The 23834-nt window shown below is 63.1% G+C and carries 28 protein-coding genes and 1 tRNA gene; 9 read left to right on the forward strand and 20 right to left on the reverse strand.

Translation table 11 applies throughout. The features are described from left to right. Positions 1 to 207: 207 nt before the first annotated feature. From HWX55_RS16110 to HWX55_RS16140, 7 genes are all read right to left on the reverse strand, one after another. Entirely contained in the window at positions 208 to 1140 is a 933-nt protein-coding gene (locus HWX55_RS16110; RefSeq protein WP_175976452.1) for a hypothetical protein, read from the reverse strand. Beyond that, positions 1137 to 1724 (reverse strand): hypothetical protein, encoded by a 588-nt coding sequence (locus HWX55_RS16115; protein ID WP_175976453.1) that lies wholly within the window; start codon positions 1722 to 1724, stop codon positions 1137 to 1139. The genes HWX55_RS16110 and HWX55_RS16115 overlap by 4 nt, the downstream gene beginning before the upstream one ends. 160 nt (positions 1725 to 1884) lie before the next feature. Further along, positions 1885 to 2277, reverse strand: a complete 393-nt coding sequence (locus HWX55_RS16120) for a DUF6232 family protein (protein WP_175976454.1) — start codon at positions 2275 to 2277, stop codon at positions 1885 to 1887. Positions 2278 to 2617: 340 nt separating this feature from the next. After that, positions 2618 to 3334, reverse strand: coding sequence for a class I SAM-dependent methyltransferase (locus tag HWX55_RS16125; protein WP_175976455.1), 717 nt, complete (start codon positions 3332 to 3334; stop codon positions 2618 to 2620). A gap of 107 nt (positions 3335 to 3441) precedes the next feature. After that, complete coding sequence (locus HWX55_RS16130) at positions 3442 to 3738, reverse strand: 4Fe-4S dicluster domain-containing protein (protein ID WP_175976456.1); 297 nt, start codon at positions 3736 to 3738, stop codon at positions 3442 to 3444. Between the two features lie 2 nt (positions 3739 to 3740). Continuing rightward, complete coding sequence (locus tag HWX55_RS16135; RefSeq protein ID WP_069618072.1) at positions 3741 to 4049, reverse strand: hypothetical protein; 309 nt, start codon at positions 4047 to 4049, stop codon at positions 3741 to 3743. Between the two features lie 12 nt (positions 4050 to 4061). After that, complete coding sequence (locus tag HWX55_RS16140) at positions 4062 to 4643, reverse strand: sigma-70 family RNA polymerase sigma factor (RefSeq protein WP_080334378.1); 582 nt, start codon at positions 4641 to 4643, stop codon at positions 4062 to 4064. A 108-nt stretch (positions 4644 to 4751) separates the two neighbouring features. Here HWX55_RS16140 and HWX55_RS16145 point away from each other — a divergent pair, with 108 nt between their 5' ends. From HWX55_RS16145 to HWX55_RS16155, 3 genes are all read left to right on the forward strand, one after another. Then, positions 4752 to 4988 (forward strand): hypothetical protein, encoded by a 237-nt coding sequence (locus HWX55_RS16145; RefSeq protein ID WP_175976457.1) that lies wholly within the window; start codon positions 4752 to 4754, stop codon positions 4986 to 4988. Positions 4989 to 5070: 82 nt separating this feature from the next. Continuing rightward, positions 5071 to 5147, forward strand: a tRNA-Met gene (locus HWX55_RS16150). A gap of 208 nt (positions 5148 to 5355) precedes the next feature. Beyond that, positions 5356 to 5688 (forward strand): hypothetical protein, encoded by a 333-nt coding sequence (locus HWX55_RS16155; RefSeq protein ID WP_175976458.1) that lies wholly within the window; start codon positions 5356 to 5358, stop codon positions 5686 to 5688. Between the two features lie 60 nt (positions 5689 to 5748). Here the strand turns inward: HWX55_RS16155 and HWX55_RS16160 are convergent, their stop codons facing one another. Next, positions 5749 to 6489 carry an SDR family NAD(P)-dependent oxidoreductase gene (locus HWX55_RS16160; protein ID WP_069618069.1) on the reverse strand — a complete coding sequence of 247 codons (741 nt, stop codon included), beginning with the start codon at positions 6487 to 6489 and terminating at the stop codon, positions 5749 to 5751. 115 nt (positions 6490 to 6604) lie between these two features. On the opposite strand from HWX55_RS16160, the gene HWX55_RS16165 reads away from it, so the two are divergent. Beyond that, positions 6605 to 7228, forward strand: a complete 624-nt coding sequence (locus HWX55_RS16165) for a TetR/AcrR family transcriptional regulator (protein ID WP_175976459.1) — start codon at positions 6605 to 6607, stop codon at positions 7226 to 7228. Between the two features lie 21 nt (positions 7229 to 7249). Here HWX55_RS16165 and eco read toward each other — a convergent pair whose 3' ends face one another. Then, the gene (gene eco, locus HWX55_RS16170; RefSeq protein WP_175976460.1) at positions 7250 to 7750 is read right to left on the reverse strand and encodes a serine protease inhibitor ecotin; all 501 of its coding nucleotides are present in this window, start codon (positions 7748 to 7750) and stop codon (positions 7250 to 7252) included. Positions 7751 to 7893: 143 nt separating this feature from the next. On the opposite strand from eco, the gene HWX55_RS16175 reads away from it, so the two are divergent. Further along, positions 7894 to 8214 carry a hypothetical protein gene (locus tag HWX55_RS16175; protein ID WP_175976461.1) on the forward strand — a complete coding sequence of 107 codons (321 nt, stop codon included), beginning with the start codon at positions 7894 to 7896 and terminating at the stop codon, positions 8212 to 8214. Between the two features lie 185 nt (positions 8215 to 8399). Here the strand turns inward: HWX55_RS16175 and HWX55_RS16180 are convergent, their stop codons facing one another. Beyond that, positions 8400 to 8801, reverse strand: a complete 402-nt coding sequence (locus HWX55_RS16180) for a hypothetical protein (RefSeq protein ID WP_175976462.1) — start codon at positions 8799 to 8801, stop codon at positions 8400 to 8402. 117 nt (positions 8802 to 8918) lie between these two features. Here HWX55_RS16180 and HWX55_RS16185 point away from each other — a divergent pair, with 117 nt between their 5' ends. Together HWX55_RS16185 and HWX55_RS16190 are read left to right on the forward strand one after the other, a co-directional pair. Then, complete coding sequence (locus tag HWX55_RS16185; RefSeq protein ID WP_175976463.1) at positions 8919 to 9299, forward strand: DUF5594 family protein; 381 nt, start codon at positions 8919 to 8921, stop codon at positions 9297 to 9299. A 182-nt stretch (positions 9300 to 9481) separates the two neighbouring features. Then, on the forward strand, positions 9482 to 10849 hold the full coding sequence (locus HWX55_RS16190) for an MFS transporter (RefSeq protein WP_175976464.1): 1368 nt from the start codon (positions 9482 to 9484) through the stop codon (positions 10847 to 10849). A 30-nt stretch (positions 10850 to 10879) separates the two neighbouring features. Here the strand turns inward: HWX55_RS16190 and HWX55_RS16195 are convergent, their stop codons facing one another. The 3 genes from HWX55_RS16195 to HWX55_RS36115 all read right to left on the reverse strand — a co-directional run bounded on the left by HWX55_RS16195 (position 10880) and on the right by HWX55_RS36115 (position 13235). After that, on the reverse strand, positions 10880 to 11473 hold the full coding sequence (locus HWX55_RS16195; RefSeq protein ID WP_175976465.1) for an AAA family ATPase: 594 nt from the start codon (positions 11471 to 11473) through the stop codon (positions 10880 to 10882). Then, the gene (gene otsA / locus HWX55_RS16200; protein WP_175976466.1) at positions 11466 to 12887 is read right to left on the reverse strand and encodes an alpha,alpha-trehalose-phosphate synthase (UDP-forming); all 1422 of its coding nucleotides are present in this window, start codon (positions 12885 to 12887) and stop codon (positions 11466 to 11468) included. Before otsA ends, HWX55_RS16195 begins: the two co-directional genes overlap by 8 nt. A gap of 138 nt (positions 12888 to 13025) precedes the next feature. Then, on the reverse strand, positions 13026 to 13235 hold the full coding sequence (locus tag HWX55_RS36115) for a hypothetical protein (protein WP_244140587.1): 210 nt from the start codon (positions 13233 to 13235) through the stop codon (positions 13026 to 13028). A 288-nt stretch (positions 13236 to 13523) separates the two neighbouring features. On the opposite strand from HWX55_RS36115, the gene HWX55_RS16205 reads away from it, so the two are divergent. Beyond that, a complete protein-coding gene (locus tag HWX55_RS16205; protein ID WP_175976467.1) occupies positions 13524 to 14075 on the forward strand; it encodes a hypothetical protein in 552 nt (183 codons plus the stop codon). Further along, positions 14072 to 14566, forward strand: a complete 495-nt coding sequence (locus HWX55_RS16210; RefSeq protein WP_175976468.1) for a hypothetical protein — start codon at positions 14072 to 14074, stop codon at positions 14564 to 14566. The genes HWX55_RS16205 and HWX55_RS16210 overlap by 4 nt, the downstream gene beginning before the upstream one ends. 69 nt (positions 14567 to 14635) lie before the next feature. Here the strand turns inward: HWX55_RS16210 and HWX55_RS16215 are convergent, their stop codons facing one another. The 7 genes from HWX55_RS16215 to HWX55_RS16245 form a co-directional block, all read right to left on the reverse strand. Beyond that, positions 14636 to 15118 (reverse strand): tetratricopeptide repeat protein, encoded by a 483-nt coding sequence (locus HWX55_RS16215; RefSeq protein WP_175976469.1) that lies wholly within the window; start codon positions 15116 to 15118, stop codon positions 14636 to 14638. 72 nt (positions 15119 to 15190) lie between these two features. Further along, positions 15191 to 15826 carry a hypothetical protein gene (locus HWX55_RS16220; protein ID WP_244140588.1) on the reverse strand — a complete coding sequence of 212 codons (636 nt, stop codon included), beginning with the start codon at positions 15824 to 15826 and terminating at the stop codon, positions 15191 to 15193. Between the two features lie 50 nt (positions 15827 to 15876). Then, entirely contained in the window at positions 15877 to 17253 is a 1377-nt protein-coding gene (locus HWX55_RS16225; protein ID WP_208458716.1) for a PAAR domain-containing protein, read from the reverse strand. 12 nt (positions 17254 to 17265) lie between these two features. After that, positions 17266 to 18081 carry a DcrB-related protein gene (locus HWX55_RS16230; RefSeq protein WP_175976471.1) on the reverse strand — a complete coding sequence of 272 codons (816 nt, stop codon included), beginning with the start codon at positions 18079 to 18081 and terminating at the stop codon, positions 17266 to 17268. Between the two features lie 97 nt (positions 18082 to 18178). Next, positions 18179 to 18865, reverse strand: a complete 687-nt coding sequence (locus tag HWX55_RS16235) for an ankyrin repeat domain-containing protein (RefSeq protein WP_244140589.1) — start codon at positions 18863 to 18865, stop codon at positions 18179 to 18181. A gap of 95 nt (positions 18866 to 18960) precedes the next feature. Further along, on the reverse strand, positions 18961 to 21960 hold the full coding sequence (locus HWX55_RS16240; RefSeq protein ID WP_175976473.1) for a type VI secretion system Vgr family protein: 3000 nt from the start codon (positions 21958 to 21960) through the stop codon (positions 18961 to 18963). 518 nt (positions 21961 to 22478) lie between these two features. Then, a complete protein-coding gene (locus HWX55_RS16245; protein ID WP_006755837.1) occupies positions 22479 to 23816 on the reverse strand; it encodes a nitrate/sulfonate/bicarbonate ABC transporter ATP-binding protein in 1338 nt (445 codons plus the stop codon). Positions 23817 to 23834 lie beyond the last annotated feature (18 nt).

The raw sequence follows: 23834 nt of genomic DNA on the forward strand, positions 1-23834 counted from the left end.
AGCTATCGTTTCAGAAACAGCACGACACAGCCAAAAAAGGAGAGAAAGAAGACCCAGATACCCACCGAATAACCCGCAAAGCTGGTCCAAGGGGTGGGTCAGAATTCAATGCAAATCGTGGGTCAGGATTCCATGCAAATCAACAATCGATGCATCATCGCGCGTTTCGTCAGATGTGAAAAGCCCCGCTCGGGGCGGGGCCATTTTTTAGTTGTCGTCCGCTAGTTGCGGTTGTTCGTCAAGACGGTCGAGTCGGATCAGTTGGTACTTTGCCTGGCCGTTACCTACGCGTGTCACCTGAATAGTCGCCGTGAATCTAGCCCCCCAGCGTCCAAGAGCAATTCCTGGCTCTTCGATTTGAGGGCCAACTGTCCCATATATCGAGGCGACTTCCCCATCAGGACGGAATTCAAATTGGCGACGCCCAGGAATTGATCCAATCATAGTGCCGTCAATTCGAATTACTTCCTCATGAATGTTATCCTCGCTCAACCGCTCAAGACTCGTCTCAATTTGCTCTATGTTAGAAAATGAAAATCTATGACCACCCCTTTCGATCGCACAGGTAGCCTCCGCATCGGAAAGAACTTTTAAAAATGACTTCACTTTATCAATTGCTCGCTTATCGGTATTAAGCAAGTTTTCCGCCAAAGACTCATCAGATTCAGTAGTACTCTCTATCAGCATCTGCGTCCGATGAAGCGCAATTGAAACAGCACTTTCTTCATCTTGCAAAAGAGGAGGGGGTGCCATTTCTTCGAACTCAAACCCAAATGACCCGGTTGCCGTACCAGTTATGAGCAATCGATTATTTTCTTTATTTGGAATTGGCCCCATTGCATTTAATGGCCTATCGATAGAAGCAGCAACAGTTGAAACCGCATCCGAAAATGCCTTGGCAACCATCGCCCCAAAATCGGCCATAATACCGTGAGTCCCTAAAACCGGCCTTCCTCGAAAAGTTACGATAGCTTTAGCAGGCTCACGTGTCTCTTCGAGATTCTGCAGAGATTCGCGAATTTCGCCCAGTCGCGACTCCAAACTCATCCGAGTCAGAACTGCGTTCGGCCCAATTTCGTTGAGCTGATCCTCAAGAAAAGACGCTTCCGCGAGTAGATGAGATCGTTCGAGGCGGTTCATGGATTGCCTCCCTGCGCCTGCAACTGAGAAAAATGTTGCTCCATAATGTCGAGATGCGCAAAAGCTGCCGCATCAAAGGTCGAATCGAGAGAAATTTTTACGTAACCTTTCCACTGAGAACTACGACGATGTGACCACATACTATACCAGTACGCCGACAGCTGCACGAGTATATTAGGGTTCAATGTCAATTCAACCCAATAATGGTCTACCCTCCGGTTTTTCTTGACCCACTTTTGATTGAGAAGGTCGGCTGAAAGATTACTCATGTTGCCAGCCGTGTCATCTATAAATGTGACGACATCGACGTCATTTGGCGGCCGACCCTCGAGGACCTCAATGTTTTCCGTGAAGCTTCCATCTACCCACTGGAAGCCATCAACGAGGCCGGCCGCTTTAAGCTCCGCACGAAGTAGGAGAAAGCCACGCAAAATTACACACCTTTCTACGCTTGTCGCAAATCGGCCAACGAAATCTGAAACGGTCACCTCATATGGCGAACGAAACATCGCTGCTGGATTGCTTGCGTCAATCGGAGGTAGTACCTGATGGGCGTTCCAGGGAGGAACTGCAATCGGTGGCATCGCTTTGGTCTCTCGTGTGGTCAGCCGTTTTGTTCGCCACGGCCTATGCAATTAGGTTGTTCCAAAGGCTCTCTATTTCCGAGAGCCTTCTGTCTCATTTCAGATATGAGAAATGTCCAGCCTCGACGTCATGGGCACCCAACTTCAGCCGCGGTAGGTGTCATCCGCGAAAAACAACAGCTCGGTTCAAGGCTTCCACAATCTTTGCAACAAGCCCTTGATCGGTCGATTGAAACGCGCGAACCTCGCCCGATGCGGTATGGAGCAATACGTCATACTGCCCTTTGGCATTCCAAGCGAGAAACACGCCCAAAGCTATCGCGATAAGGCCAACCAACCAGGCATGTGCGAACAGGATGAGGACGCCGATGATGGCCACAATCACGCCTAGCGCTCTGGACGGTGCTTTCTCGTAGTGCTTGATAGAAGTGACGTTGCTCATGGCGTACATCTGGCCCGGCACGATAAAGCGTGTGTTCGTGACGGTCACATTTCCATGCTGGAAAAATACGGTTTCGCCCGTGGCCCCGGGCTGGGTAACAGGTGTGCTCAAGATTCCCCCGAATCGTTGGTCGAATATTTGCATAATCGTCGCCGTCGTACCGCGAATCTTGGCCGCTGGTCGAGGCTGTCGTGGCGCCTATCAATACAGAAGCGCCATTGTCGGTAAGATACCGCACTGGCTAGAGTTGGCAAGTAGTTGCATCAAATAGCGAGCACTAGTCTGTGACGGGAACCGCACCCGTAGAATTCACGACTACGATTTTTTAGGGGTGTTTTTGGGGGTATAAATTACGAAAATCACCCTGAAAAACGCCACCAGCATTGACGCATGAATTCTGTCGGGGGACCAGTCATGCTCTGTGCCCCTCAGATTCACAAGAACTCCCCCCTCAAGCAACAACAACCGTAAACTCGATCCCCGACTCAAAATCCAGCGTCGTGGTAGAAAACCGCGGATCCGCGTCGACGTAGTGCTTGTACGGTCGAACGGCGTCCTCGGCCGTATACATGTTGTCGGCCAGCACGACCGATCCCGGTCGCAGCAGGCGCTCGATCTGCTTGAACAGCTTCAGATAGGCGTCGGCCCAGACGTCGATAAACACCATGTCGACAGTCCCGTCCAGTTCGGCAACCGTGTCGAATACGTCGCCCTCCCGCAACTCGACATAGGCGTCCAGGCCGGCTGCTTCGACGTGGGCCCGCAAACGCTCGCACTTGAGCGCATCGCCGCCGGTCGCGATGACGACGCCACGGCCCAACGTACGCAGCGCGTCGGCGAAATACAAAGTCGACACGCCGCACGAACTGCCGAGTTCAAGGATTCTGGTCGGCCGTTGCCCCAGCACCATGTTGCGCAGGAACCTTCCCGTTTCCGCAGACACGGCTAACGATAAAGCACTGCCTGCCGATGACTCGAAATCTTCGGTGAACAAGCCGAACGTTTCGAGAAAACGCCCTCGCAGCCGAGGGGCGAGTGTTTCGTATTCGTCGACGAGCGTCGGAAACGCCTCGTTCGGCCCCTGGAACTGCGCTCGAGCGCGGGCAATGATTTCGCTCCGGCTTTCTTCATGAAGCCGTTGCAGAAGAACATGAGTAGTTGAGGTCAAGTGCGTTCCTTGACGAGGTTGATTACGTAGACGGTGTATCCAGCAACCGCCAATCCGCCGTCACGCGCCCTGCGGCGCCGTTCCATCATCGGCAAGCACGAGCGACGCTATGCCCGTCGCGCAAGCGTGATTGCGCGTTCAGGACACGCCGTCACGCAAAGCCCGCATGATCTGCACGCGTCCGCATTCGGCGTATACGCGACCTTCATCCCATGCACGCGCAGCTTCAACCGACGCATCAAACCAAGATCGAGGTAATCGGCCTGATCGATGCGCCGAACCTCGAACACGTCTTCAGGGCAAGCGGTCACGCAATCCCCCTTCCCTTCGCAACGTTTCAGATTGACGACGGGCGCAATCACGCCCGCCTTCTGTTTGCAGTCGGCCGCTGATTTCTCGCGCATGTTCACTCCTCGGTAGGCCGCTTGCCACCCGATCGCCATGCGGCCCGGAATTGCTCGCGTTCTTCGGGCGTCATGGCTTCCCACTTCCGCCAGTGACGCCGGCCGTGCCAGCCGCGGTGTCCGCGGAATCCGCCGAACAGGATGCGGCTCAATACAAGTAGCCCCAGCGCATGGGCGAAGTCGATCGTCCGGGCGCCGACGAATAACCCCGGCATCACCCAGTTCCACAGCATCATGACGACCCACCCGAGCACGCCGATGGCGACCACCACGAGCAGCGCCTTGCCCGCACATCTGATTCGAAAATTCATCCGTCGACTCCTCTAGATATCCAGTTCGTCATAAATGGGTTGCAGTCGCGCACGCAGATGCAGGACCGCATAGCGTTTGCGCGCGAGCAGCGTATTGAGCGTGACGCCGCTTTCCGCGGCCATCTCCTTGAAGGACCGCCCTTCCAGTTCGTGCGCGATAAAAACCTCGCGTTGATTCGCCGGCAATTCGTCGAGCGCATCCTGCAACGCCTTGAGCAACAGCGTGCGAGCGTAGAGCGCCTCAGGGCCGGCATCGTGCGACGGTAGCGCGAGATCCAGGCGATACTCGCTGTCCGCGTCGTCGTCGGCATCGAGCAGATCGGCCAGCGGCTGCTCCTTCCTCTTGCGAAAACGATCGATGATGCGATTACGCGCGGTACGGAACAGCCACGCGCTCGCCTGTTCGATGGGTGCCGGAAGCCGATAAGCCTGCACGAACTCGTGAAGCACATCCTGCAGAACGTCCTCGGCGTCGTCCGGATCGCGGATCCGGCGCCGAATGAAGTTCCCTAGCCTCGTTCGTTCACGCATCACTGTCGCAGTGATGTCGCGGTCTGGGTCGGTCATCGTTTGCGAAGTGGGTGGCGGTTCCATGCGTCTGAAGACGTTTCAGGCGCGCGAATATTGTGGCGAGTGTGAAAAATTTGCGGTGGTACGCGTCGGCTTCACTGCGTTGTAGAGGTTTCAAGGAACAGGAACGATATGACCACAAATACATTGTTTGATCTGCTCGATCGGCTGGACGCCGCCAAAATCCACTACACGCTGAGCCGCAACCGACCCGACACGGTGCTGGTTTCGGTTACGGTGGTGGGGATGCGAGTCGAGGTAGACGTGTTCCGGGACGGGCACATCGAGGTTTGTACGTTTCGGGGCACCGAGGAACCCTCCGACGATGCCAACGCGCTGCAACAGATCATCGACGCGAATCGGGACTGAATCGAAATACTTGCCTCGGGCATCAACCCGTCATCGCACGAATCGATTGACTCTCAGCATCAACCCGAAGTACACTTCGCGCCGCGGGGTGGAGCAGTCTGGCAGCTCGTCGGGCTCATAACCCGAAGGTCGTAGGTTCAAATCCTACCCCCGCAACCAAATGCTGAAGCCCGCTTTGCGAAAGCAAGCGGGCTTTTTGCTGTCTGGGGGATATTGCTGCGCATGCGGCGCAGCACACGAAGATGGGTAGTCGACCGTTCACCGCGACGTGCGACACGCGATCGCACCTCGCCCATTCGCCGCGGACATCCAGCGAACATTGCGTAGAATTCCGAACCTTCTTCGGTTCAGCACACGGACTTCTCGAATGATTCGAACGATCGCGGCGCTCGCCGCGCTTTCAGCGATAACCGCCACGGCCAACGCCGCCGACACCGGCACGGCGCCTGCCAAGCAACGCTACGTCAGCCCGGGCATCGCCAACGTCACTGCCTCGGCAGCCCCTCGTCCGGAAAGCACCTCTCCCGACGCGCGGTGCCGGGAACTGGCCGCCGGCATCGATGCGCTCACGCACTCGCCCGACCGCGGCCACCGAGTCGTGCGCGGCATCGGCCCGGACGGCAAGCCGCGCAACGAACTGCACGCGTACGACAAACGGGCCGACCTGGAAGCCGAGCATGTGCGCCTCGGCTGCCAATAACCAACAACGACGAACAACCAACACGCCTCCACCCGGCCCACTCGCGCCGGGCATCGGCGTTTACGCGTTCGCGCCGCCGTCGATCGTCAACCCGGTCCCGTTGATCGACCGCCCTTCCGGCCCGACGACGAACGCCACGAGCGCGGCCACGTCGTCAGCCTTGCCGTACTGCTGAATCGCCATCCGCGAACGTTGCGCATCGGCATGCTCGCCATCGGCGGGGTTCATATCGGTATCGGTGGAACCCGGATGCACGATGTTGACCGTGATGCCGCGCGAGCCGAGATCGCGCGCGAGCCCCTGCGTCCAGCCGATCAACGCGGCCTTGCTCGCCGCATAGAGGCTCATCCCCGCATCGGGCACGCGCGTCGCGAGACAACTGCCGGTCGACACGATGCGCCCGCCTTCCCCGAGATGCCTCGCCGCCGCCTGCGACGCGACGATCACCGCGCGCACGTTCACGTTCAGCGTCGCGTCGATATCGTCGAGCGTGAGGTCGTCCAGCGCGCCGGCCCGGAAAATCCCCGCGTTGTTGACGAGGATGTCGAGGCCGCCGAACGTCTCCGCGGCACGATCGACCGCGTTGCGCACGGCAACGGGATCGGCGCTGTCGGCCTGGATCGCGATGGCGCGACGGCCCAACGCCTCGATGCCGGCGACGACGGCCTGCGCCCGCTCGGCCGATTTTTCATACGTGATCGCCACGTCCGCGCCGTCGGCCGCCAGCCGTTTCGCGATCGCCGCGCCGATGCCGCGGCTGCCGCCCGTGATGAGTGCACGCTTGCCCTGAAGTCGATTCATGTCGGTTCCTTTCCTCATTTATGTAACGACCGACACAGAATGTGGGAAGTTGCGCCGCACAGTCAATTGATTTATTTTATCGATCGATACAGATATCGACGAAGGAACGGACGCAATGGCTGAACGAGGCCGACCGAGAAGCTTCGACAAGGAAGCGGCGCTGGATCGCGCGATGGAGGTGTTCTGGCGTCTCGGCTACGAAGGCGCGTCGATGACGGACCTGACGGCCGCGATGGGTATCGCGTCGCCGAGCCTGTATGCGGCCTTCGGCAGCAAGGAAGCGTTGTTCCGGCAAGCGCTCGAGCATTACCGCGCAACCGAGGGGCGAGAAATCTGGGGCGGTGTCGAACGGGCGGCCAGCGCCCACGATGCCGTGCAGAGCTACCTGATGGATACCGCGCGTGTGTTCACGCGGCGCTCGAAGCCGGCCGGCTGCCTGATCGTGCTGTCGGCGCTGCATCCGGCCGAACGTTCCGATATGGTCCGGCAAACGTTGATCGCGATGCGCGAGGGCACGGTCGACGCGTTGCGGGAACGCCTCGCGCAAGGCGTCGCGGCCGGCGAAATATCAGCACACGCGAACGTCGATGCGATCGCGCGCTACTACGTGACGGTTCAGCAGGGCATGTCGATCCAGGCACGCGACGGCGCGAGCCGCCGCGATCTGGAGGCCATCGCGCAAGCCGCGCTGGCCGCCTGGCCGGCGCTCGTCGGCACGAGCAGCACGGCCAGTGGGTAGCGGCAGGACGCCGCGCGGAGATTACTGCTTCACGGCTTGTTGCACGTCCTTCGACGCATGCCACACGCGATAGCGCACGTCGAAGCCGTCCGGTACATAAACGACGAGCGGCAGGCGGCTGTTGTAGCGCAGCAGTTGACCGTCACTGCGCACCTGCACGAACCGTTGCTGCGGCGCCTGGCCCGGGCACGCCATCAGCGTCGATGCCGGCCCCTTCACGTCAGTGAGCCGGTAGTACGTATAGCCCCAGCCCTTCACGTCCTCGGCAGTCAGTTCGCCGCCGAACCACTGCTGGTTGCAGTCGGTCTGCAGCGTCTTGCCGATCATCAGCTCGACGCGCGCATCGCCCTCGTTCTCGAGCGCGGGCAGCGCGATCACGACGCGCTGCTGGCCGTTCGCTGTCTGCGGAAACATCTTGATCGACTCGGCCGACACGGCGGGCGCGGAGGCCGGCGCGGCCACGCATGCGGCGGCGGTCGTCACGCAGAAGGCGGCCAGCGCGGCCCGGATCGCGAATTTCATCGATGTGCTCCTGAAAAACAAATGAGCCCCGAATGCTAACACTTTCGTCACAAGACCTTACGAGGCTGTAATTTGGCGACACAATTGCAAACAGCCGGCAATCCCCGGGCGCGGTACTTATAGCGGAACCAACGGAGAACATCATGCTGAAGCTCATTGCTGCCGCCGGCGTCGCCACCCTGCTGGCCGGCTGCGTCGTCGCCCCGGACGCCGGATACGGATACGGCTACGGGCAGCCTTACTATTCCGATCCCGGCTATGCGTATGCGCCGTCTCCCGTGTACGGCACGGTCAATATCTGGGGCGGTGGCGGCGGACGCGACTGGGATCGCGGCCGCCGCGACTACCATCGCTGGGACGGCGATCGCGGTGATCGCGGCAACCGCGGCAACGGCTGGGGGCGCGGCGGCGGACATCGCGGCGACTGGAACGAAGGCGGCGGTGGCGGCGGTCATCGCCACTGACGCGCAATTGCAACCGTTTGTATCCGCGCACGGCCCGCCGAAGGCCGGCGGCGCATCGCTCCGGCCAACGAACCGGCCGCACAAAAAGACGAAGGCCCTCGCATCGAGCGAGGGCCTTTCGTCGTCCGGCCCGGCGAAGCGAGCATCGACGGGTAACGGCCAACCGGCCCGAAACCCGCGCGCGCTTACCAGCCGGCAGGCCGAGCGTAGCCGCCCTGCACCGGCGCCCCGCACACGTACGCGCGCTGGTAGCGGTCGTAGCAATAGTTCGGGCCGTCGTCCTGGTACTGCGCCTGCTGGTAGGTCGGATACGCAGGCTGCTGGTACGCGGGCGCCTGGTAGTACGTCGGCGGCTGATAGGCCGGCGCCTGGTACACGGGCGCCTGATACGCGACGGGCGGATTCATCGCGGACGTCACGATCGCGCCCAGCACCGCGCCGCCGATCAATGCGCCGATGACGGCGCCGCCGTCGCGGCCATGCGCGGACGCCGGGCCCGCGATCGCGAGCGAACCGGCAAGGACACATACTGCGGCGATCTTTTTCATGATGGACTCCCACGCGAAGTGGTACTGGATGCGATGCATTGTGGCGGGACGCGGCCGTAATAGATGCAGCAAGTGGTAACGCGCGATTACCGGTATCGCACGCGCCGAAACGCGGCGTCGTCGTGCTACGATTTTCGGCACACAGGAGACGCCTTCATGCAGCCCGAAACCGCCCGCCGTTTCGATACCGAATTCGCGCCGCGCATCGCGCAGGCGATCGCCGCATTCTTCGCCGATCACGTTCAGACCGACGTCGTCCCCTATGGCGGGCACGGGCACCCGACGCGCGTGCAGATCCGCAGCGCGCCGCACGAGCACGTGAGCGGCTTCGTGTATCCGCTGAATCTCGAACTGACCTGGGACACCGACGAAATCGAGCGGCTGATGGAGCCGGACGGCCCGCCGCGCTTCGAGCACTATCTCGCCGCGTTGCCGAAAAAGCTGAGCGCTTGGCAAAGCGCACGCGACATCGATCTCGCGTCGCGCACGCAGGCCGAGCCGCTCGTGCGGCTCGGCGGCCTCGACTTCGAAGGCTGAATGCCCGCGCCAGCAGGCCCCCGCGCGGCCTGGCGTCGCGCGATGCGGCCCGGTGATACACTCGACCGGCCCCGTTCCGGCGCAGCCGCGCCGGCCGGGCCGTTCATCGCCGCCGTCCCTGCACATGGTTGCGCACGCAACCGGCCAGCGGGCGCGCGGACAACCACGCTCTCGCTCCCGTCATGAACGCCGATACCGGCCTGCCGCTTCCGCAACGCTACTGGGCGATCGTCTGCGTCGCCCTGGGCATCACGCTTGCCGTGCTCGACGGCGCCATCGCGAACGTCGCATTGCCGACCATCGCGCGCGACCTGCACGCGTCCGACGCCGCGTCGATCTGGATCGTCAACGCGTACCAGCTCGCGGTCACGATCACGCTGCTGCCGCTCGCGTCGCTCGGCGAACGCATCGGCTATCGCCGCGTCTACATCGCCGGCCTCGCACTGTTCACCGCGGCGTCGCTCGGCTGCGCGCTCGCCGGCTCGCTGCCGATACTGGCCGTGATGCGCGTGATCCAGGGGTTCGGCGCGGCCGGCATCATGAGCGTCAACGCGGCGCTCGTGCGGATGATCTACCCGTCGTCGATGCTCGGCCGCGGGCTGTCGCTCAACGCGATGGTGGTCGCGCTGTCGTCGGCGATCGGGCCGACGGTCGCGTCCGCGATCCTGTCGTTCGCGTCGTGGCCGTGGCTCTTCGCGGTCAACGTGCCGATCGGCATCGCGGCCGTGCTCGGCAGCGTGCGCGCGCTGCCGGCCAATCCGCTGCACGACGCGCCGTACGACTTCGCGAGCGCGCTGATGAACGCCTGCGTGTTCGGCCTCCTGATCACGGCCGTCGACGGGCTCGGTCACGGCGAAAGTCATGCATACGTCGCGGCCGAACTGGCCGTCGCATTCGTGGTCGGCTACTTCTTCGTGAAGCGTCAGTTGTCGCAGCCGGCGCCGCTGCTGCCGGTCGACCTGATGCGCATCCCGATGTTCGCGCTGTCGGTCTACACGTCGACGGCGTCGTTCACGTCGCAGATGCTCGCGTTCGTCGCGCTGCCGTTCTGGCTGCAGAATTCGCTCGGTTTCTCGCAGGTCGAGACGGGCCTCTACATGACGCCGTGGCCGCTCGTGATCGTGTTCGCCGCGCCGCTCGCGGGCGTGCTGTCGGACCGCTATTCGGCCGGCATCCTCGGCGGGATCGGGCTGGCGCTGTTCGCCGCCGGCTTGCTGTCGCTCGCGACGATCGGCGCGCACCCGGGCACGGTCGACATCGTGTGGCGGATGGCGCTGTGCGGCGCGGGCTTCGGGCTGTTTCAGTCGCCGAACAACCGCGCGATGCTGTCGTCGGCGCCGCGCGAGCGCAGCGGCGGCGCCGGCGGCATGCTGAGCACCGCGCGCCTGACCGGCCAGACGCTCGGCGCCGCGCTCGTCGCGCTGATTTTCGGGCTCGCGCCCGACCGCGGACCGACGATCGCACTCTATGTCGCCACGGTGTTCGCGGCGGTGGCCGCGGTCGTCAGCCTGCTGCGCATCGCGTCGCCTCGGCCGGACACGGCGGCCTGACACCGTCGTGCGCCGCACCCGCGGCGGCCATCATGCGGCGTCGAGCGTATCCATCACGAAGCGCACACGCGCCTTCACGCTCGCGCGCGGCAACTCGATCAGCCGATAGCCGTACGACGTATAGCACTCGACCATCGCGTCATGCGTCCGTACCGCTTCCGCGAAATCCTGCCGGCGCTCGGTGTCCTGCACATAGATGTCGGGCCAAGGCGGTGCGATGAACACGCGCCGGTGATAGCGGAAACGCCGCGCCGCCGCTTCCGCGTGCGCGGGTACCGCCAACCCGGTCAGCTTCAGATAGCCGATCACGTCCGGCACGCCGCGGTCGAAGAACACCGGCCCGCGCGCCTGCCGGGCGAGATGGTAGGACCGCATCTCCCAGCCCAGCATCAGCTCGGCGAATGCAGCCGGGTCGCGCCACGGCAGCGCCGGCCCGTCGACGGTCATCTGGTCGCGGATCACGCCGCGTCCGGCTTCCTGCGAGCGTGCGAACCCTGCGCGCTCCAGCGCATCGAGCAACGTGCTCTTGCCCGAGCCCGGGCCGCCCGTCACGACGAAGAATCGGCCGGCCGTATCGCCCGCCGTTTCTTCGTCGCTGCCCGCGCCCGGCGCGCACTCACGCATGCGCGACCCGCCGGCCCGCGCGCTGCGTGACCGACGCCGCCGCGGCGACACTGCGCAAGTCGGCGACGAATGTATCGCGCCAGACCGACAGGTCGTTCTCGCGCAACCGCGCGAGATTCTCCTCGTGACGCGCCTGCCGCTCCGCGAGCGGCATCGACAGCGCGCGTTCGAGCGCCTCGGCCATCTGCGACAGGTCGTACGGATTGACGAGCAGCGCGCCGGTCAGCTCGGCTGCCGCGCCCGCGAACTCCGACAGCACGAGCACGCCCGGATCGGCGGGGTCCTGCGACGCGACGTATTCCTTCGCGACGAGATTCATCCCGTCGCGTAGCGGCGTCACGTAGCCGACCTGCGACATCCGGAAGAACGCCATCAGCAGGTTGCGCTCGTACTTCCGGTTCAGGTACTGGATCGGCGTCCAGTCGAGCTGCGAGAAGCGGCCGTTGATGCGGCCGGCCTCGCCTTCGAGCGTTTCGCGGATGTGCTGGTAGGTCTGCACGTCGGAACGCGTCGGCGGCGCGATCTGCAGCAGCGACACGCGCCCCTGCCAGCCCGGCGCATTCGCAAGCATCCGTTCGAACGACTGGAAGCGCTCGACGAGCCCCTTCGAGTAATCGAGGCGGTCGACGCTCATCACCAGCTTGCGGTCGCCCAGCGCCTCGCGCAGCATCTTCACCGGCTTGCGCGTGCCGTACTGGACGGCCGCCTGCGCGATCGCGTCGGGATGCACGCCGATCGGATAGGCGGCGACCTTCACGACGCGGCCGTGCGCGTGCAGCATCCCGTCGTCGCTCGCCGCGCCGATGCCGCGCCGCTCGATGTAATCCGTGAACGCCTGCTTGTCGGCGTCGGTCTGGAAGCCCGCGACGTCGTACGCGCACATGAACTTCACGAGTTCCTCGTGCGGCGGCACGAGGCGCAGCATGTCGGGCGACGGAAACGGGATGTGCAGGAAGAAGCCGATCGGGTTCTTCACGCCGAGCTCGCGCAGGCAGTGCGCGAACGGCAGCAGATGGTAGTCGTGCACCCAGATCAGGTCGTCGGGACGCAGCAGCGCGGCGAGTTGCTTCGCGAGCATCGCGTTCACGCGCAGATAACCGGCGTACTCCTGGCGGTCGAAGCGCGCGAGATCGCCGCGGTAATGGAACACCGGCCACAGCGTCGCGTTCGAGAAGCCGCGGTAGTACTGGTCGTAGTCGCGCCGGGTCAGCCCGACCGTCGCGTAGGTCACGTTGCCGTCCCGCTGGATCGCGGGCTCGGCATCCGGCGCACCGACGATCTCGCCGTTCCAGCCGAACCAGACGCCGCCCGTTTCCTTCAGCGCGTCCATCACGCCGACGGCCAGGCCGCCCGCGCTCGGGCGCGTGTCCTCGCCGGCGGCGACACGATTCGATACCACGATCAATCTGCTCATGCGACTTCCCCTCCTCGATTCGATTGGCTGGCGCGCGACGCACGCCAAAGCAGGCGCGGCGGCCCGAAGGCAACCGCGCGGCGACTCAGTTCCGAGAATTGCAATGAAATACGGCGATGGAATGCGGCGACGACCGTATCAAGCGTCCTGCTCCTGACCCAGGTCGCGTTGATAGTCGAGCCCTTCCGGGCGAGCACCGCCCTGGTTGTGATCGCCGTCCGACGGTGTCTCGTCCGGCGCGCCCGCAGGCGGTGCCGAAGGCGCGTCGGTCCGCGGACGCGGCGGCGCTTCCGGATGGTCGGCCGCCGCGACGGGCGGCCGGTGTGACAACCGTTTCGAACGGCGCATGGCTGGGTGTCTCATATGCGGCGCGGCTCGAGGCCGTCGTAGAAACATTCCATAGCAAAACAGTCTAGGTCGCTTGATCGCATCCGAAGGTAACAATTACCTTCAATTTGTAACGTTTCGACCCCTCGCCGATCATCTATCCGACAATAACGCCGCCTGCGCGCACGCGGCGCGCCGCACGGCGATTTGTCAAAGCTTTGCAGTTTTCCTATGACAATTGCGAAACAATGACGCGGCATCGGGGCGTGCACGCGCCGCCGCTCACCCAGACAGGACTTGCACTCAGGGATGAACATTCGTTTCGAATCGCCGCGCCGGGCCACGCCGGCGCGCGTCGTGCTGGCCGTGATCGCCACGGCCGCACTGCTGTCCGGCTGCAATTCGCTGTACAGCGAAGGCGCGACGGCCGGGGCCGGCATCGCGGGCGCCGCGATCGCCTCCAAGGTCACCAACAACGCCGCCGTCGCGACGGGCATCGGCCTCGGCGCCGTCGCCGGCGCGCGGGCCGGCGTCCAGTACTCGCAACGCGTCGCGCACCGCTACACGCAGGAGCAGATCGCGAAGGCGGCCGGCCCGCTCGACGTCGGCGGTGTCGCGCCGTGGTCGACGCACCATTCGTTCCCGATCGAGGACGACGAGCAAGGCCGCGTGACGGTCAGCCGGATGATCAGCGTCGGTCCGCTCGACTGCAAGGAAATCGTGTTCGCGGTCGATACGCCGGCGAAGGCCGACAAGGCCGCGCAATCGGCGTTCTACGTCGCCACGATCTGCCGCGACGGGCCCGCGTGGAAATGGGCGTCGGCTGAACCTGCGACCGAACGCTGGGGCGCGCTGCAATGAGCGGTGCGATCCGTATCGCGGCGATCGGCGCGCTGTGCGCGGCGACGGTCGCGCTGTCGGGCTGCGGGTCGGTCGGCGCGGCGAGCGGCGCGCTGGCCGGCGCGGCGACGGGCCTCGTCACGGCGAATCCGGCGGTCGGCGTCGGCGTCGGCATTGCCGTGCAGGCCGCGACCGACGAAGCCGTCAACCGCACGATGAAGCAACTCCATCAGAACCAGCAGGACGCGATCGCGAAGACGGTCGGCAGTCTCGCCGTCGGCGAAGTGAAGCCGTGGAAGGTGAAGAACACGCTGCCGCTCGAAAACGGCGAAGGCGAAGTGCGCGTCACGCGCGCGTACTCGTCGGCGCTCGCGCTGTGCAAGGAATTCGCGTTCTCGGTGAAGGACGGCGACAAGGCCGACTGGTATTTCGCGAATGCGTGCCAGCAAGGCACGCACTGGAAGTGGGCGTCGGCGGAACCGGCCGTCGATCGGTGGGGGAATTTGCAGTAATCGCGCGATGCGCCGCGCGTCATCGTGCGCGGTGCCCGTGGCGCTCTGCGTGCTCGCGACCTGCCGTGGTTACAGACGCGCGCGAAGCTGCGCCACCCTTTCCTTGATCTTCGCGGACAGCGCATCGTCCGGGTTGTAAGTCAGGCATCGCTCGAGATCGGCGATCGACGCATTGATATCGCCCAGCGTCTCGTATGTCCTGGCGCGATTGAAATAGACGAAAGGCTGGTCGGGATTGAGCTTCAGCGCCTTGTCGAAGTAATCGAGCGACTTCTGGTAGGCGCCGCCTTCGAGATAAATCGTCGCGAGCGTGCAATACGCCGACGGATCCGTGTAGCCCAGTTCGATGGCCCGGTTCAGATCGTTCAGCGCGAGATCCGTCTTCTTGATCATCGCGAAGGTCGTGCCGCGATCGGCATACGTCGCCGCGTCTTCCGGCGCCACTTTCAGGATGTCGCCGTACAGTCCAAGCGCATCCTCGATGCGGCCCTGCGCCACGAATCCGCGTGCCCGCATGCGCATCGGTGAAAAATCGGGGTTCTTATCGGTCATTCAATTTAACCATAGAAAATTTCGTGCGAACCCGAGTATACCGACCATCCAACATGCTTATCCGCCGGGCGATCAAATCGATGCGCCCGTACGTTGATTGAACGCGGCCCGCATGACGTCTGGGCTGATCATCTCCATGCGGCTCAACTCGGCAAGGACCGCCGCGAGAATGGCATCGACCCCAGGATCCACAGCTCTCATCTGCTTCAATAAAGAAGGCTGGAAGGCCTCATCCTCATTAATGCCCGACTCCCCTGTCTGGCGCCGCGCACGATACAGCACGCCGACCCAATAGCGAATGCGCTCGAGTGGACTCCACCCAGCATAAGTACTTGGAAACTTCGCTTTTTCGATTGCTTGCCGAACGACGGTCTCGACTTCAGCAAGAAACCGCATGAAGAACATCTGCTCCCCAACTGCAAGCTTCGACGACGTAATTGGATCGTATGCCGTATAGGTCTCATAGCGAACGTCGGTATGGACCCCAAGTCTATTGCCTACTTTGACTCGGATCCCGTCCCGCAGAACAATCTCCCGCTCCGCAGGAAATCGCGCTTCACGCTCGCTGCGTGACAGCAAACGCCCCAATTTTGACGAAAATTCGACCTCATGCTGACTGCCGATTTTCGAGTCGGAATACCAAACGATGATCGTTTGAGACTCTGCATTCTCGAACGCCTTCAAAAAAATGGCCTCGGGAATCAACACTCTCAATGCTGGAGGTAGCGAGGAGTAAGGTAGTCTGTCCCGCTTCAACATCACAATTGCTCCAAAATAACTCGTCCAAATTCATCCACCCCTACCACTTCAAACTTCACACCTGGAGGTATCACCGTTTCTGATGAATAAACCGGCTTCCCGATCAGACCGTGGTAATGTACTCCGAACGCAAGATCCGAAATATCTTTCGCCTTATCTGTATAAATAACAACATTCCGGTCTCCAACATAAGCGTCACCTTCGGATGGTGCAGTCGACCAGAAATTTGACTCAACCGTTTTCCCTTCAGCAAACCTTGCATCGAATTCCGCCACCGCATCAGTATCTCCAAGACGCCATCCTCGATATTGCGTCGGAGACGAATTTGGCATCTTGTCGAGACCCGACTGAATGATAGAACTCAATCCCTCTGCTTCCGGGCTACTACCCGCCAACAGTGTCTCATTCAGGTCCCGATAGAATAGCTTCGTCGTGTAACCAAATATCCCGTGCGCTTCATCTGGCGTCAGACCATGCTTATCGACTGCCTTGCCGATAAGATCCTGATACGTTGCACCTTGATCGTTCATTTGCTTGTAGAACCCTTCGATTTCCGTCGGCGACTTCCCGGTAAATTTCGATACCGCGCTGAGATAGTCCGGCGCCGCAGATAGTTCTCCTGGATTGACTGTCACCGGAACTTCCGGAGTCGCTCGGCCCAAAAGACCAACGCCCCCCTTTGTTCCAGCATACCCGCCCAGCAAGCTTCCTCCAAGCATCGACCACTTCTGCCCGTCCGAACCCTCGCCGAAAATCTTTCCGCCCAGCCACCCGCCAACTTCGCCGCCAAGAAAGCCGCCGGCCGCGCCGAGAAGCGCCAGCGCCGGCCCCGCAAGAACGGCCGCGGCAGCAATGCCCACCGCGGCCATCGTCCAGTTCACCCACGCCGGAATCTCGGGATTGAACTCCCCGACCGCCGGGCCACCGATGAACACGTTCGGCGATCCGTCGTTGATCAACGCGCCGCACATCATCCGGTCTTCCTTGCGGCTCGCCGGCTGGCTGTTGATGAACACCGTCGACGAACCCTGCGCGACCACCTGCGGCGGGCCCGCGTGGTCGCTGCACAGCCCGAGGCTCAAAATGGCCCGTATCGCCGGACGACTGTTGATGAAGACGTTGGGCGAGCCCTTTATCAGGCTTCCGGTGACGTGCCGCGGCGCCCACGACATCGTGCCCAACACTTCGCCCAGTCCGCCGCCCGCGGCGGCACCCGCGGCGACCGCGGCAATCACCGTCAACGCCGCACCGCCGGTTGCGACCACCGCCACGGCGCCAATCACCGCGCCGGCAATCATCCCGGCGATCATCCATCCCTTGGACGCCGTATGCGCGATCGGATCGCCGAACCGTGCAGCAGCAAGCAATGTATCCACACGCGCTCCCCGTCAGCCTGCGTTCGCCACCGCGGCCAGATAAGCCCGCACGGCCTCGACGTTCTGCATGCCGACCATGCCCTTCACCGCCGTCACCTCACCGAGTCGATCGCCCAGCGATGCGTGCTCGCTCGAATCCGTCGTCCATAGCGCGAATTGACGGCCGTCCACGGCTCGCCACGCCGGCTGCCCGTGCGGCGCAGGCTGCAGCGCCAGCGGCTCGCCGCCCGGGCCGAAGAACGCGGTGTCGTCGAACATTTCCGTGACGTCGTGCCGGTACAGTTCGGCCATGCCGGTGAGCGCGTACAGCGTCGCGCTCGGCTCGTGCAGCACGAACACGATGCCGGCCGCGTCCTGGCCGAGCGCCGTCGGCGCGAAGGCCGCCCGCTCGGGCCGCGCCAACACGACACTCGCGAGCAGGCTCTTGTATTCCTTGCTCTTGTCCTCCGTGAACGACTTCGGACAGGTACCGATGAAGCTGATCGCCATGCGTTCGCGCCCTGCCTTCGGCGACATCACGACCGTCTGGCGCTGATGCAGCGGCGAGCCTTCCGACACCCACCGGTAATCGATTTCGCGCGCGGTTTCGCCGTCGATTTCGCGGTTTTCCAGATGCTTCAGCTCGAAACGCGGCAGCGACTTGCGCATCTCCGAGACCAATCGCGTCACGAACGTATCGACCGTGTCGTCCGGCTCCATCGGCGCGCGCGACACTACGAAGGTAAATCCGCTGCTTCCTGCTTCGTCGACCGTGAACAGGTGGATCGTCTTGTCTTTGAAGTGCGCCGGCAACTGAATGACGGCATCGTTCATCTGATATTCGGCCATGCTCTTCTCGGTTCGGCCTGCCCATTCGGGCAGGCGCCGGATTGAAACTGTTCGCCGGCGACACAGGCGCCGCCGACGCATCCGTCAGGCGGCAGCGTTACCGTACGCCGGCCGTGACCAGACGCTTGTGAATGGCTTCGATGCGACCCAGTTGCGGCGAGCCTTTCGGCGTCTGTTGCAGTTCGTCGCCGAGGACTTTCGCGTACGCGAGACCGTTATCGTTCTTCACCGACGGATCGGCGCCGTGCTCGAGCAGATAATCGACGACGTCCCACTGCCGCAGGCGCGTCGCTTCGTAGAGCGCGGTTTCCTTCATCGAATCCCGCAGATTGACGTTCGCCTTGTGCTCGACCAGCACGCGCATTTGCGGCAACAACGCGTCCTTGCAGGTGGCGAAGAGCAGCGGCGTATCGCCGTCGTACTTGAGATCCGGGCTCATGCCACCGGCCAGCAATGCCCGCAGCAGGTTCGGCGTGTCGGCCCGCGCGGCCAGATACGCGACGTTCGCGCCATTCTCGCCGAACGGCTGTTCAGGCTTGGCGCCGTCCCGGACCAGTTCGCTGACGATCTGAAGGCGCACGTTGGTCGCATCCGTCTTCACCGGCACGGCCTCCTGCACCGCGAACGACAACAGGCTGGCCTTCTTGTTGCCGAGCGCAGCGAGATCCGTATGCGTCGCAAGCGCCTTGACCTGCTCCAGATTCCCGTCGCGAATGGCACGCGCCAGCTCGAGTTGCTGTCCCGTGAAAAAATCTTCGGGCGGGTAACGTTTGAAGTCTGCCATTTTCGTTTCCTGTGCATGAGTCGGCCACCAGAACGGCGACGACAACCCGATTACCGCGACAACCGCGCCCGCGGCGATGACCTTGTTGTATTTCATCAATGTCCCTGAAGTTGACTCAGCAGCGACGATTGCTGCTCGGCGACGGTCGTATTCAGCCCGCTCGTCACCTGGCCCATCATGTGCCGCTGGACCGTCGTCACGCTGGTGCCCGGAATGGTGATCTGCTCACCGACCGCCTTGGGCATCAGTTGCGACGTCACATCGCTGATCGGGCCCAGCCCGCCCTCCTGCGCGCCCGTCAGGATGTCGCCGTCGACGCGATAGTTCGTGATCGACGACGATCGCGGCGTGGCCCCGTACAGCGGCAGCGTTTCAGGATTGAGGCCCGCCGCGTTGAAGGTCGTCGCGCCGGCGCCGCTCGCCTGCGATGCCGCCGACGCCAACCCGCCGCCGAGCGAATGGCCGGTGAGGTCGAGGCCGCCCGCATTTCCCGAACCGTAGACCTTCTTGCCGAGGGTCACGGCGCGATCGTAGTACGGCGAATTGTCGCCGAGCCCCTGGCTGAGGTTGTTCGACCAGTCCTCCTTGACCGTCGGCTGCGTACCCTTGAAGGCCAGCGTCGGCTTCATGCTGTCGCCGAACACCGCCGGATCGGGCGCATAGACCTGTGCGCCGAAATTGCTGCCGGGAATCTGCAGGTCCTGCGGCCGCATGCCGAATTTCTTCAACGCTTCCGGATCGTTCGACACGTTCTTCCATCCCGGCGGCGCCGTGCCCGGCGTATATACGGCCTCCGCCAGCTTGGCCAGTTGCTGCGCCTTGACCGTCGCCTGAAGCTTGCGTGCCGCGGCCTGCACCTTCGGATCGGCCGAGGCGAGACCCGCCGCGATGATTGCCTGCTGATTGGCCCACTCGATCGCCATCGCCTGCTCGGGCGTCACGAACAGCCCCTGGTTCAGGTGGATCACCGGGCCATCGAGGAAGATGCCGCTCTGATTGATCAGGATGCTCGATGCGCCGTGGGACAGCTTGATGCTGTCCGGCTTGAGCGTCACGATGCTCGCGCCGACCCGATGCTCGATCTCGTCCGTCGCCTGATAGCTCTGCTTGCCCGGCCCGGCATCGCCGGCGAGCGCCTGCACGCCGACGGTGTTGGCCGTCGTGAAGCGCGCCTTCGCGATCTTTTCCGACAGGCTGCCTTCCGCGACATGCTTGCTTTCGTCGCCTTTCAGCACCGACACGTTCCGGGCGCCGGATTCGACCGTGTGCGATTCGCTGTCCTTGACGATCGTCTTCATGTCCTTCTGCGCATGCAGAAAGACTTCCTGCGCGCCGTTCACGTCCGAGAACCGCAACTCGTTGAAGCCCTCGCCCTTGTGCGTCTGGCTGCGCATCCCCATCGTCTGGCCGCCGCTGCCGTGATACGGGTTGCCCGACTCGCCGTTGAACACGCGGCCGACGACGATGGGGTTGTCCGGATCGCCCTGATTGAACGAGACGAGCACTTCCTGGCCGATCCGCGGGATCGCCGAGCCGCCCCAGCCCTTGCCTGCCCATGGTTGCGATACACGCACCCACATCGAATCGGAACCGTCGAGCTTGCCGCGCCGGTCCCACAGGAAATGCAGCTTGACCCGGCTGCCGTCGGTGTGAATTTCCTCGCCCTTCGGCCCGACCACGATCGCCGACTGCGTACCTTGCATGTGCGGCTTGGGCGTACGCCGCTCCGGTCTGAACGGGATGTCGATCGGCAGGCACGTAAACGTGTTGTGGTACGGCAGTTTCGAGGTCTGCTGGGTATAGTCGTTCGCCACCTGGTGACGAACGCGAAGGATCACGAAGTCCTTGTTGTTGTAGGCGGACGTGCCGTGATTGACCAGCGTGAAGCGCCCGCTCGTCGTCATCCCGTGCGCATGACCGGCGCCGTTGAAACGATGCGCGAGCGCCTCTTCCGCTTCCATCGCGTAGCACGCGTAACGCTGCCCGTCGTCGCCGTGGTCATACAGCGAATGGAACTGGTAACGCTCGGTCGTCTGGATGTTCGGATGCTTCAGATTGACGGTCGGCACCTCGACATGCATCAGTTGCGACGACGGCTGGTTGTAGTTGAAGTCCCGGTACGTAATCTTGCCGACGCGGAAACTGAACGCCTCGTCCCATCGATCGATGCCGTTCTGTTCGCTGGCGGCGCTGCTGGCTTCGTACGGAATGGTCTTCAGGTTCGGAATCGGCTGGAACACCGCGTTGGTGTCGCCGATCACGAGGATGTGCTTGTCCTGTTCGTAGCGGATCGTCCAGATCAGCCCTTCCTGCTCCATCAGGCGCGAGCAAAAGCTGTAGTACGACTCGTCGTACATGACGATGTATTCGAGTTTCGGACGTTCGCCCTGCATCGCGAACTCGAAATCCGAAAAACCCATCTCGCGGAAAATGTCGCTCAGGATGTCCTGCGGCGTCTGGTTCTGGAAAATCCGGCAATCGGTCGAACGCGTGAGAAACCAGAACCACGGAACGACCGACATTTCGTAGCGGGTCACCGAACCCGATTTTCCGACGCGGCCGAACGACGCAACGTAACCGTCGAAATATCGTTTCGTCTCGGTATCCGCCGCCGACGTCACCACGCGCGTCAGACTGAAATTGCGGCTCTGCGGCTCGAGCGTGATCTTGACCCGCTGCCCGACGATTTCCTGCGGTTCGATATTGTTGCGATGGGAAAGCAGGTCGAGATGGGTTTCAGTCAGTTGATTGACGTGCTCGTCGATGACCGCCGCGCTGACCAGCAGCACATCCGGGCCGAGCGGCGTTTCGATCGTGATGAAGCGATTGTCCTGGGTCAGACGCGGAAGCGCGCCCGTGAGGCCGTTGATGGCCTCGGCGATCGATTCGGGGGCCTTGCCCATCAGCGACAAGCCGGTTTGCGCCAGTTGCACCGCGCTCGCGGCACCGCCCAGCAGCCCCGCACCCGGCATACCGGTCAGCGCGCCCAGTTGGCCCGCCATGCCGGCAAGCGAACCCAGGTTGCTCAAACCGCCGGCCAAGGCCGCACCGCCCCCTCCCATCCCGTCGGGGTTTCCGTTTGTTGCGAAACTCATCATTAACCTCGTTCTTTTTGTCGGGCGGACCCGCCGCGATCTGGACGCTATCGCACCACCAAGGCGCTCTCAGCCGCCTTGGTGGCGCCAAATATATCAAACCGTAGGGAAATTCATAAGCGCTTGTCAGCATTTAGTAGTCGGCGCCGAAAAACGGCCGCTGTCGATCGATTGATCGATCCCCGATATCAATTGCTGACGGGCGGGCGCGCTCGCGCGCCGATTGAAGCGCACCGCACCGATGCGGCATTCAACGCGTGTTGAAGGGGGAGGACGGCAGCGAAAGTGAACGAAGCGTGGGCGCCGAAGCGTGAAACCGGGCGCGACATCCTCGGCGAACGCCATCCGCGGCGCTTCCGGCAGGAGCACGATCCGCCAGGCAGGTGTCCATGGGGACACCGGCGCCCATTGCGAACGCCAGGGCGGGCCACGGGCCCTTGGCCCGCAGCGGCCGAATCAACCCGCTTGGGGGCATCCGGGCGACTCCAGCGGGATGTGCAGGAATCGCCCCGCCAGCATCAGGACTCGACGTCCTCGAGACTGAAGATCTCGGTCTGGTCGTTGTACGAGAAGATCTCGCCGTACCGCCCCCAGTCGATCACCGCGTCGAGCGTTTCCTCGGCCGCGCCGTCCGACAGGAAATCCTCCAACTCCTGCTCGAAGCGCACGCGCGGCGCGCGATGGCCCGGGCGCTCGTTCAGCACCTTCTTGATCCGCGCGGCGAGCGGCACGTGCTTCAGCAGGTGATCCGCGAACATCAGCTTGCGCTCCTGCGTGCCGAATTCCGCGAACACGCGCCCCGGCGGCGTCAGGAACACGTCGCCTTCGCGCACGTCCGCGAAGCCGAGGTACTGCAGCACTTCCGCGATCGGGAACAGGTCGTCGACTTCCAGATGCAGCGTGCGTGCGATTTCCGGCATGTCCGCGCGGCCGTGGTACGGCGCCATCGCGAGCGTCTCGATCAGGCCGGCCATCAGGTTGGTCGACACCTGCGGCAGCCAGCTACCGAGCTCGAGCCCCTTCTTCGTCGCCTCGCCGGTCTGACGCGCGGTCATCTTCGCGTAGATGTCGTCGACGAGCTTGCGGAACGCCGGGTCCAGACGATTGCGCGGGTGCTTGAACGGCACCTTGATCTCGGCGATCACGCGGCCCGGGTTCGACGACAGCACGAGGATCCGGTCGCACATGAACACCGCTTCCTCGATGTTGTGCGTGACGATCAGCACCGACTTGATCGGCATGCGGCCCTGCGTCCACAGATCGAGCAGGTCGGTACGCAGCGTCTCGGCGGTCAGCACGTCGAGCGCGGAGAACGGCTCGTCCATCAGCAGGATCGTCGGATCGACGACGAGCGCGCGCGCGAAACCGACGCGCTGGCGCATCCCGCCCGACAGCTCGCGCGGATACGCGTTCTCGAAACCGTCGAGGCCGATCAGGTCGATCGCGGCGAGCGCACGCTCGCGCCGCTCGCGCGCGCCGACGCCGAGCGCTTCGAGCCCCGCTTCGACGTTCTGCAGCACGGTGAGCCACGGGAACAGCGCGAAGGTCTGGAACACCATCGCCACGCCTTCGGCCGGGCCGCGCAGCGGCTTGCCGAGATAGGTCACTTCGCCGCCGGTCGGCTCGATGAGGCCCGCGATGATGCGCAACAACGTGGATTTGCCCGAACCCGAGCGGCCGAGTAGCCCGACGATCTCGCCTTCGCGCAGCGACAGGTTCGCGTCGTCGAGCACGAGCAGCTCACCCTGGGTCTTGTTGAAGCCGCGGCAGACATGATCGACGCGCAGGATTTCTTCACCGAGGCGCGGCGGCTGGGACGTCTGGACGGGGGCGTTTACAGCATTCGGATTGTGCATCGCGTTTCGCTCTCAATC

Origin of the sequence: Burkholderia sp. BCC1047 (assembly GCF_902833155.1) — a bacterium.
Classification (GTDB): domain Bacteria; phylum Pseudomonadota; class Gammaproteobacteria; order Burkholderiales; family Burkholderiaceae; genus Burkholderia; species Burkholderia sola.

Coding starts and splice junctions, on each gene's coding strand:
- HWX55_RS16110 (WP_175976452.1), bottom strand. CDS start 1,140: ATGAACCGCCTCGAACGATCTCATCTACTCGCGGAAGCGTCTTTTCTT.
- HWX55_RS16115 (WP_175976453.1), bottom strand. CDS start 1,724: ATGCCACCGATTGCAGTTCCTCCCTGGAACGCCCATCAGGTACTACCT.
- HWX55_RS16130 (WP_175976456.1), bottom strand. CDS start 3,738: ATGCGCGAGAAATCAGCGGCCGACTGCAAACAGAAGGCGGGCGTGATT.
- HWX55_RS16135 (WP_069618072.1), bottom strand. CDS start 4,049: ATGAATTTTCGAATCAGATGTGCGGGCAAGGCGCTGCTCGTGGTGGTC.
- HWX55_RS16140 (WP_080334378.1), bottom strand. CDS start 4,643: ATGGAACCGCCACCCACTTCGCAAACGATGACCGACCCAGACCGCGAC.
- HWX55_RS16145 (WP_175976457.1), top strand. CDS start 4,752: ATGACCACAAATACATTGTTTGATCTGCTCGATCGGCTGGACGCCGCC.
- HWX55_RS16155 (WP_175976458.1), top strand. CDS start 5,356: ATGATTCGAACGATCGCGGCGCTCGCCGCGCTTTCAGCGATAACCGCC.
- HWX55_RS16160 (WP_069618069.1), bottom strand. CDS start 6,489: ATGAATCGACTTCAGGGCAAGCGTGCACTCATCACGGGCGGCAGCCGC.
- HWX55_RS16165 (WP_175976459.1), top strand. CDS start 6,605: ATGGCTGAACGAGGCCGACCGAGAAGCTTCGACAAGGAAGCGGCGCTG.
- eco (WP_175976460.1), bottom strand. CDS start 7,750: ATGAAATTCGCGATCCGGGCCGCGCTGGCCGCCTTCTGCGTGACGACC.
- HWX55_RS16175 (WP_175976461.1), top strand. CDS start 7,894: ATGCTGAAGCTCATTGCTGCCGCCGGCGTCGCCACCCTGCTGGCCGGC.
- HWX55_RS16180 (WP_175976462.1), bottom strand. CDS start 8,801: ATGCATCGCATCCAGTACCACTTCGCGTGGGAGTCCATCATGAAAAAG.
- HWX55_RS16185 (WP_175976463.1), top strand. CDS start 8,919: ATGCAGCCCGAAACCGCCCGCCGTTTCGATACCGAATTCGCGCCGCGC.
- HWX55_RS16190 (WP_175976464.1), top strand. CDS start 9,482: ATGAACGCCGATACCGGCCTGCCGCTTCCGCAACGCTACTGGGCGATC.
- HWX55_RS16195 (WP_175976465.1), bottom strand. CDS start 11,473: ATGCGTGAGTGCGCGCCGGGCGCGGGCAGCGACGAAGAAACGGCGGGC.
- otsA (WP_175976466.1), bottom strand. CDS start 12,887: ATGAGCAGATTGATCGTGGTATCGAATCGTGTCGCCGCCGGCGAGGAC.
- HWX55_RS36115 (WP_244140587.1), bottom strand. CDS start 13,235: ATGCGCCGTTCGAAACGGTTGTCACACCGGCCGCCCGTCGCGGCGGCC.
- HWX55_RS16205 (WP_175976467.1), top strand. CDS start 13,524: ATGAACATTCGTTTCGAATCGCCGCGCCGGGCCACGCCGGCGCGCGTC.
- HWX55_RS16210 (WP_175976468.1), top strand. CDS start 14,072: ATGAGCGGTGCGATCCGTATCGCGGCGATCGGCGCGCTGTGCGCGGCG.
- HWX55_RS16215 (WP_175976469.1), bottom strand. CDS start 15,118: ATGACCGATAAGAACCCCGATTTTTCACCGATGCGCATGCGGGCACGC.
- HWX55_RS16230 (WP_175976471.1), bottom strand. CDS start 18,081: ATGGCCGAATATCAGATGAACGATGCCGTCATTCAGTTGCCGGCGCAC.
- HWX55_RS16235 (WP_244140589.1), bottom strand. CDS start 18,865: ATGGCAGACTTCAAACGTTACCCGCCCGAAGATTTTTTCACGGGACAG.
- HWX55_RS16240 (WP_175976473.1), bottom strand. CDS start 21,960: ATGAGTTTCGCAACAAACGGAAACCCCGACGGGATGGGAGGGGGCGGT.
- HWX55_RS16245 (WP_006755837.1), bottom strand. CDS start 23,816: ATGCACAATCCGAATGCTGTAAACGCCCCCGTCCAGACGTCCCAGCCG.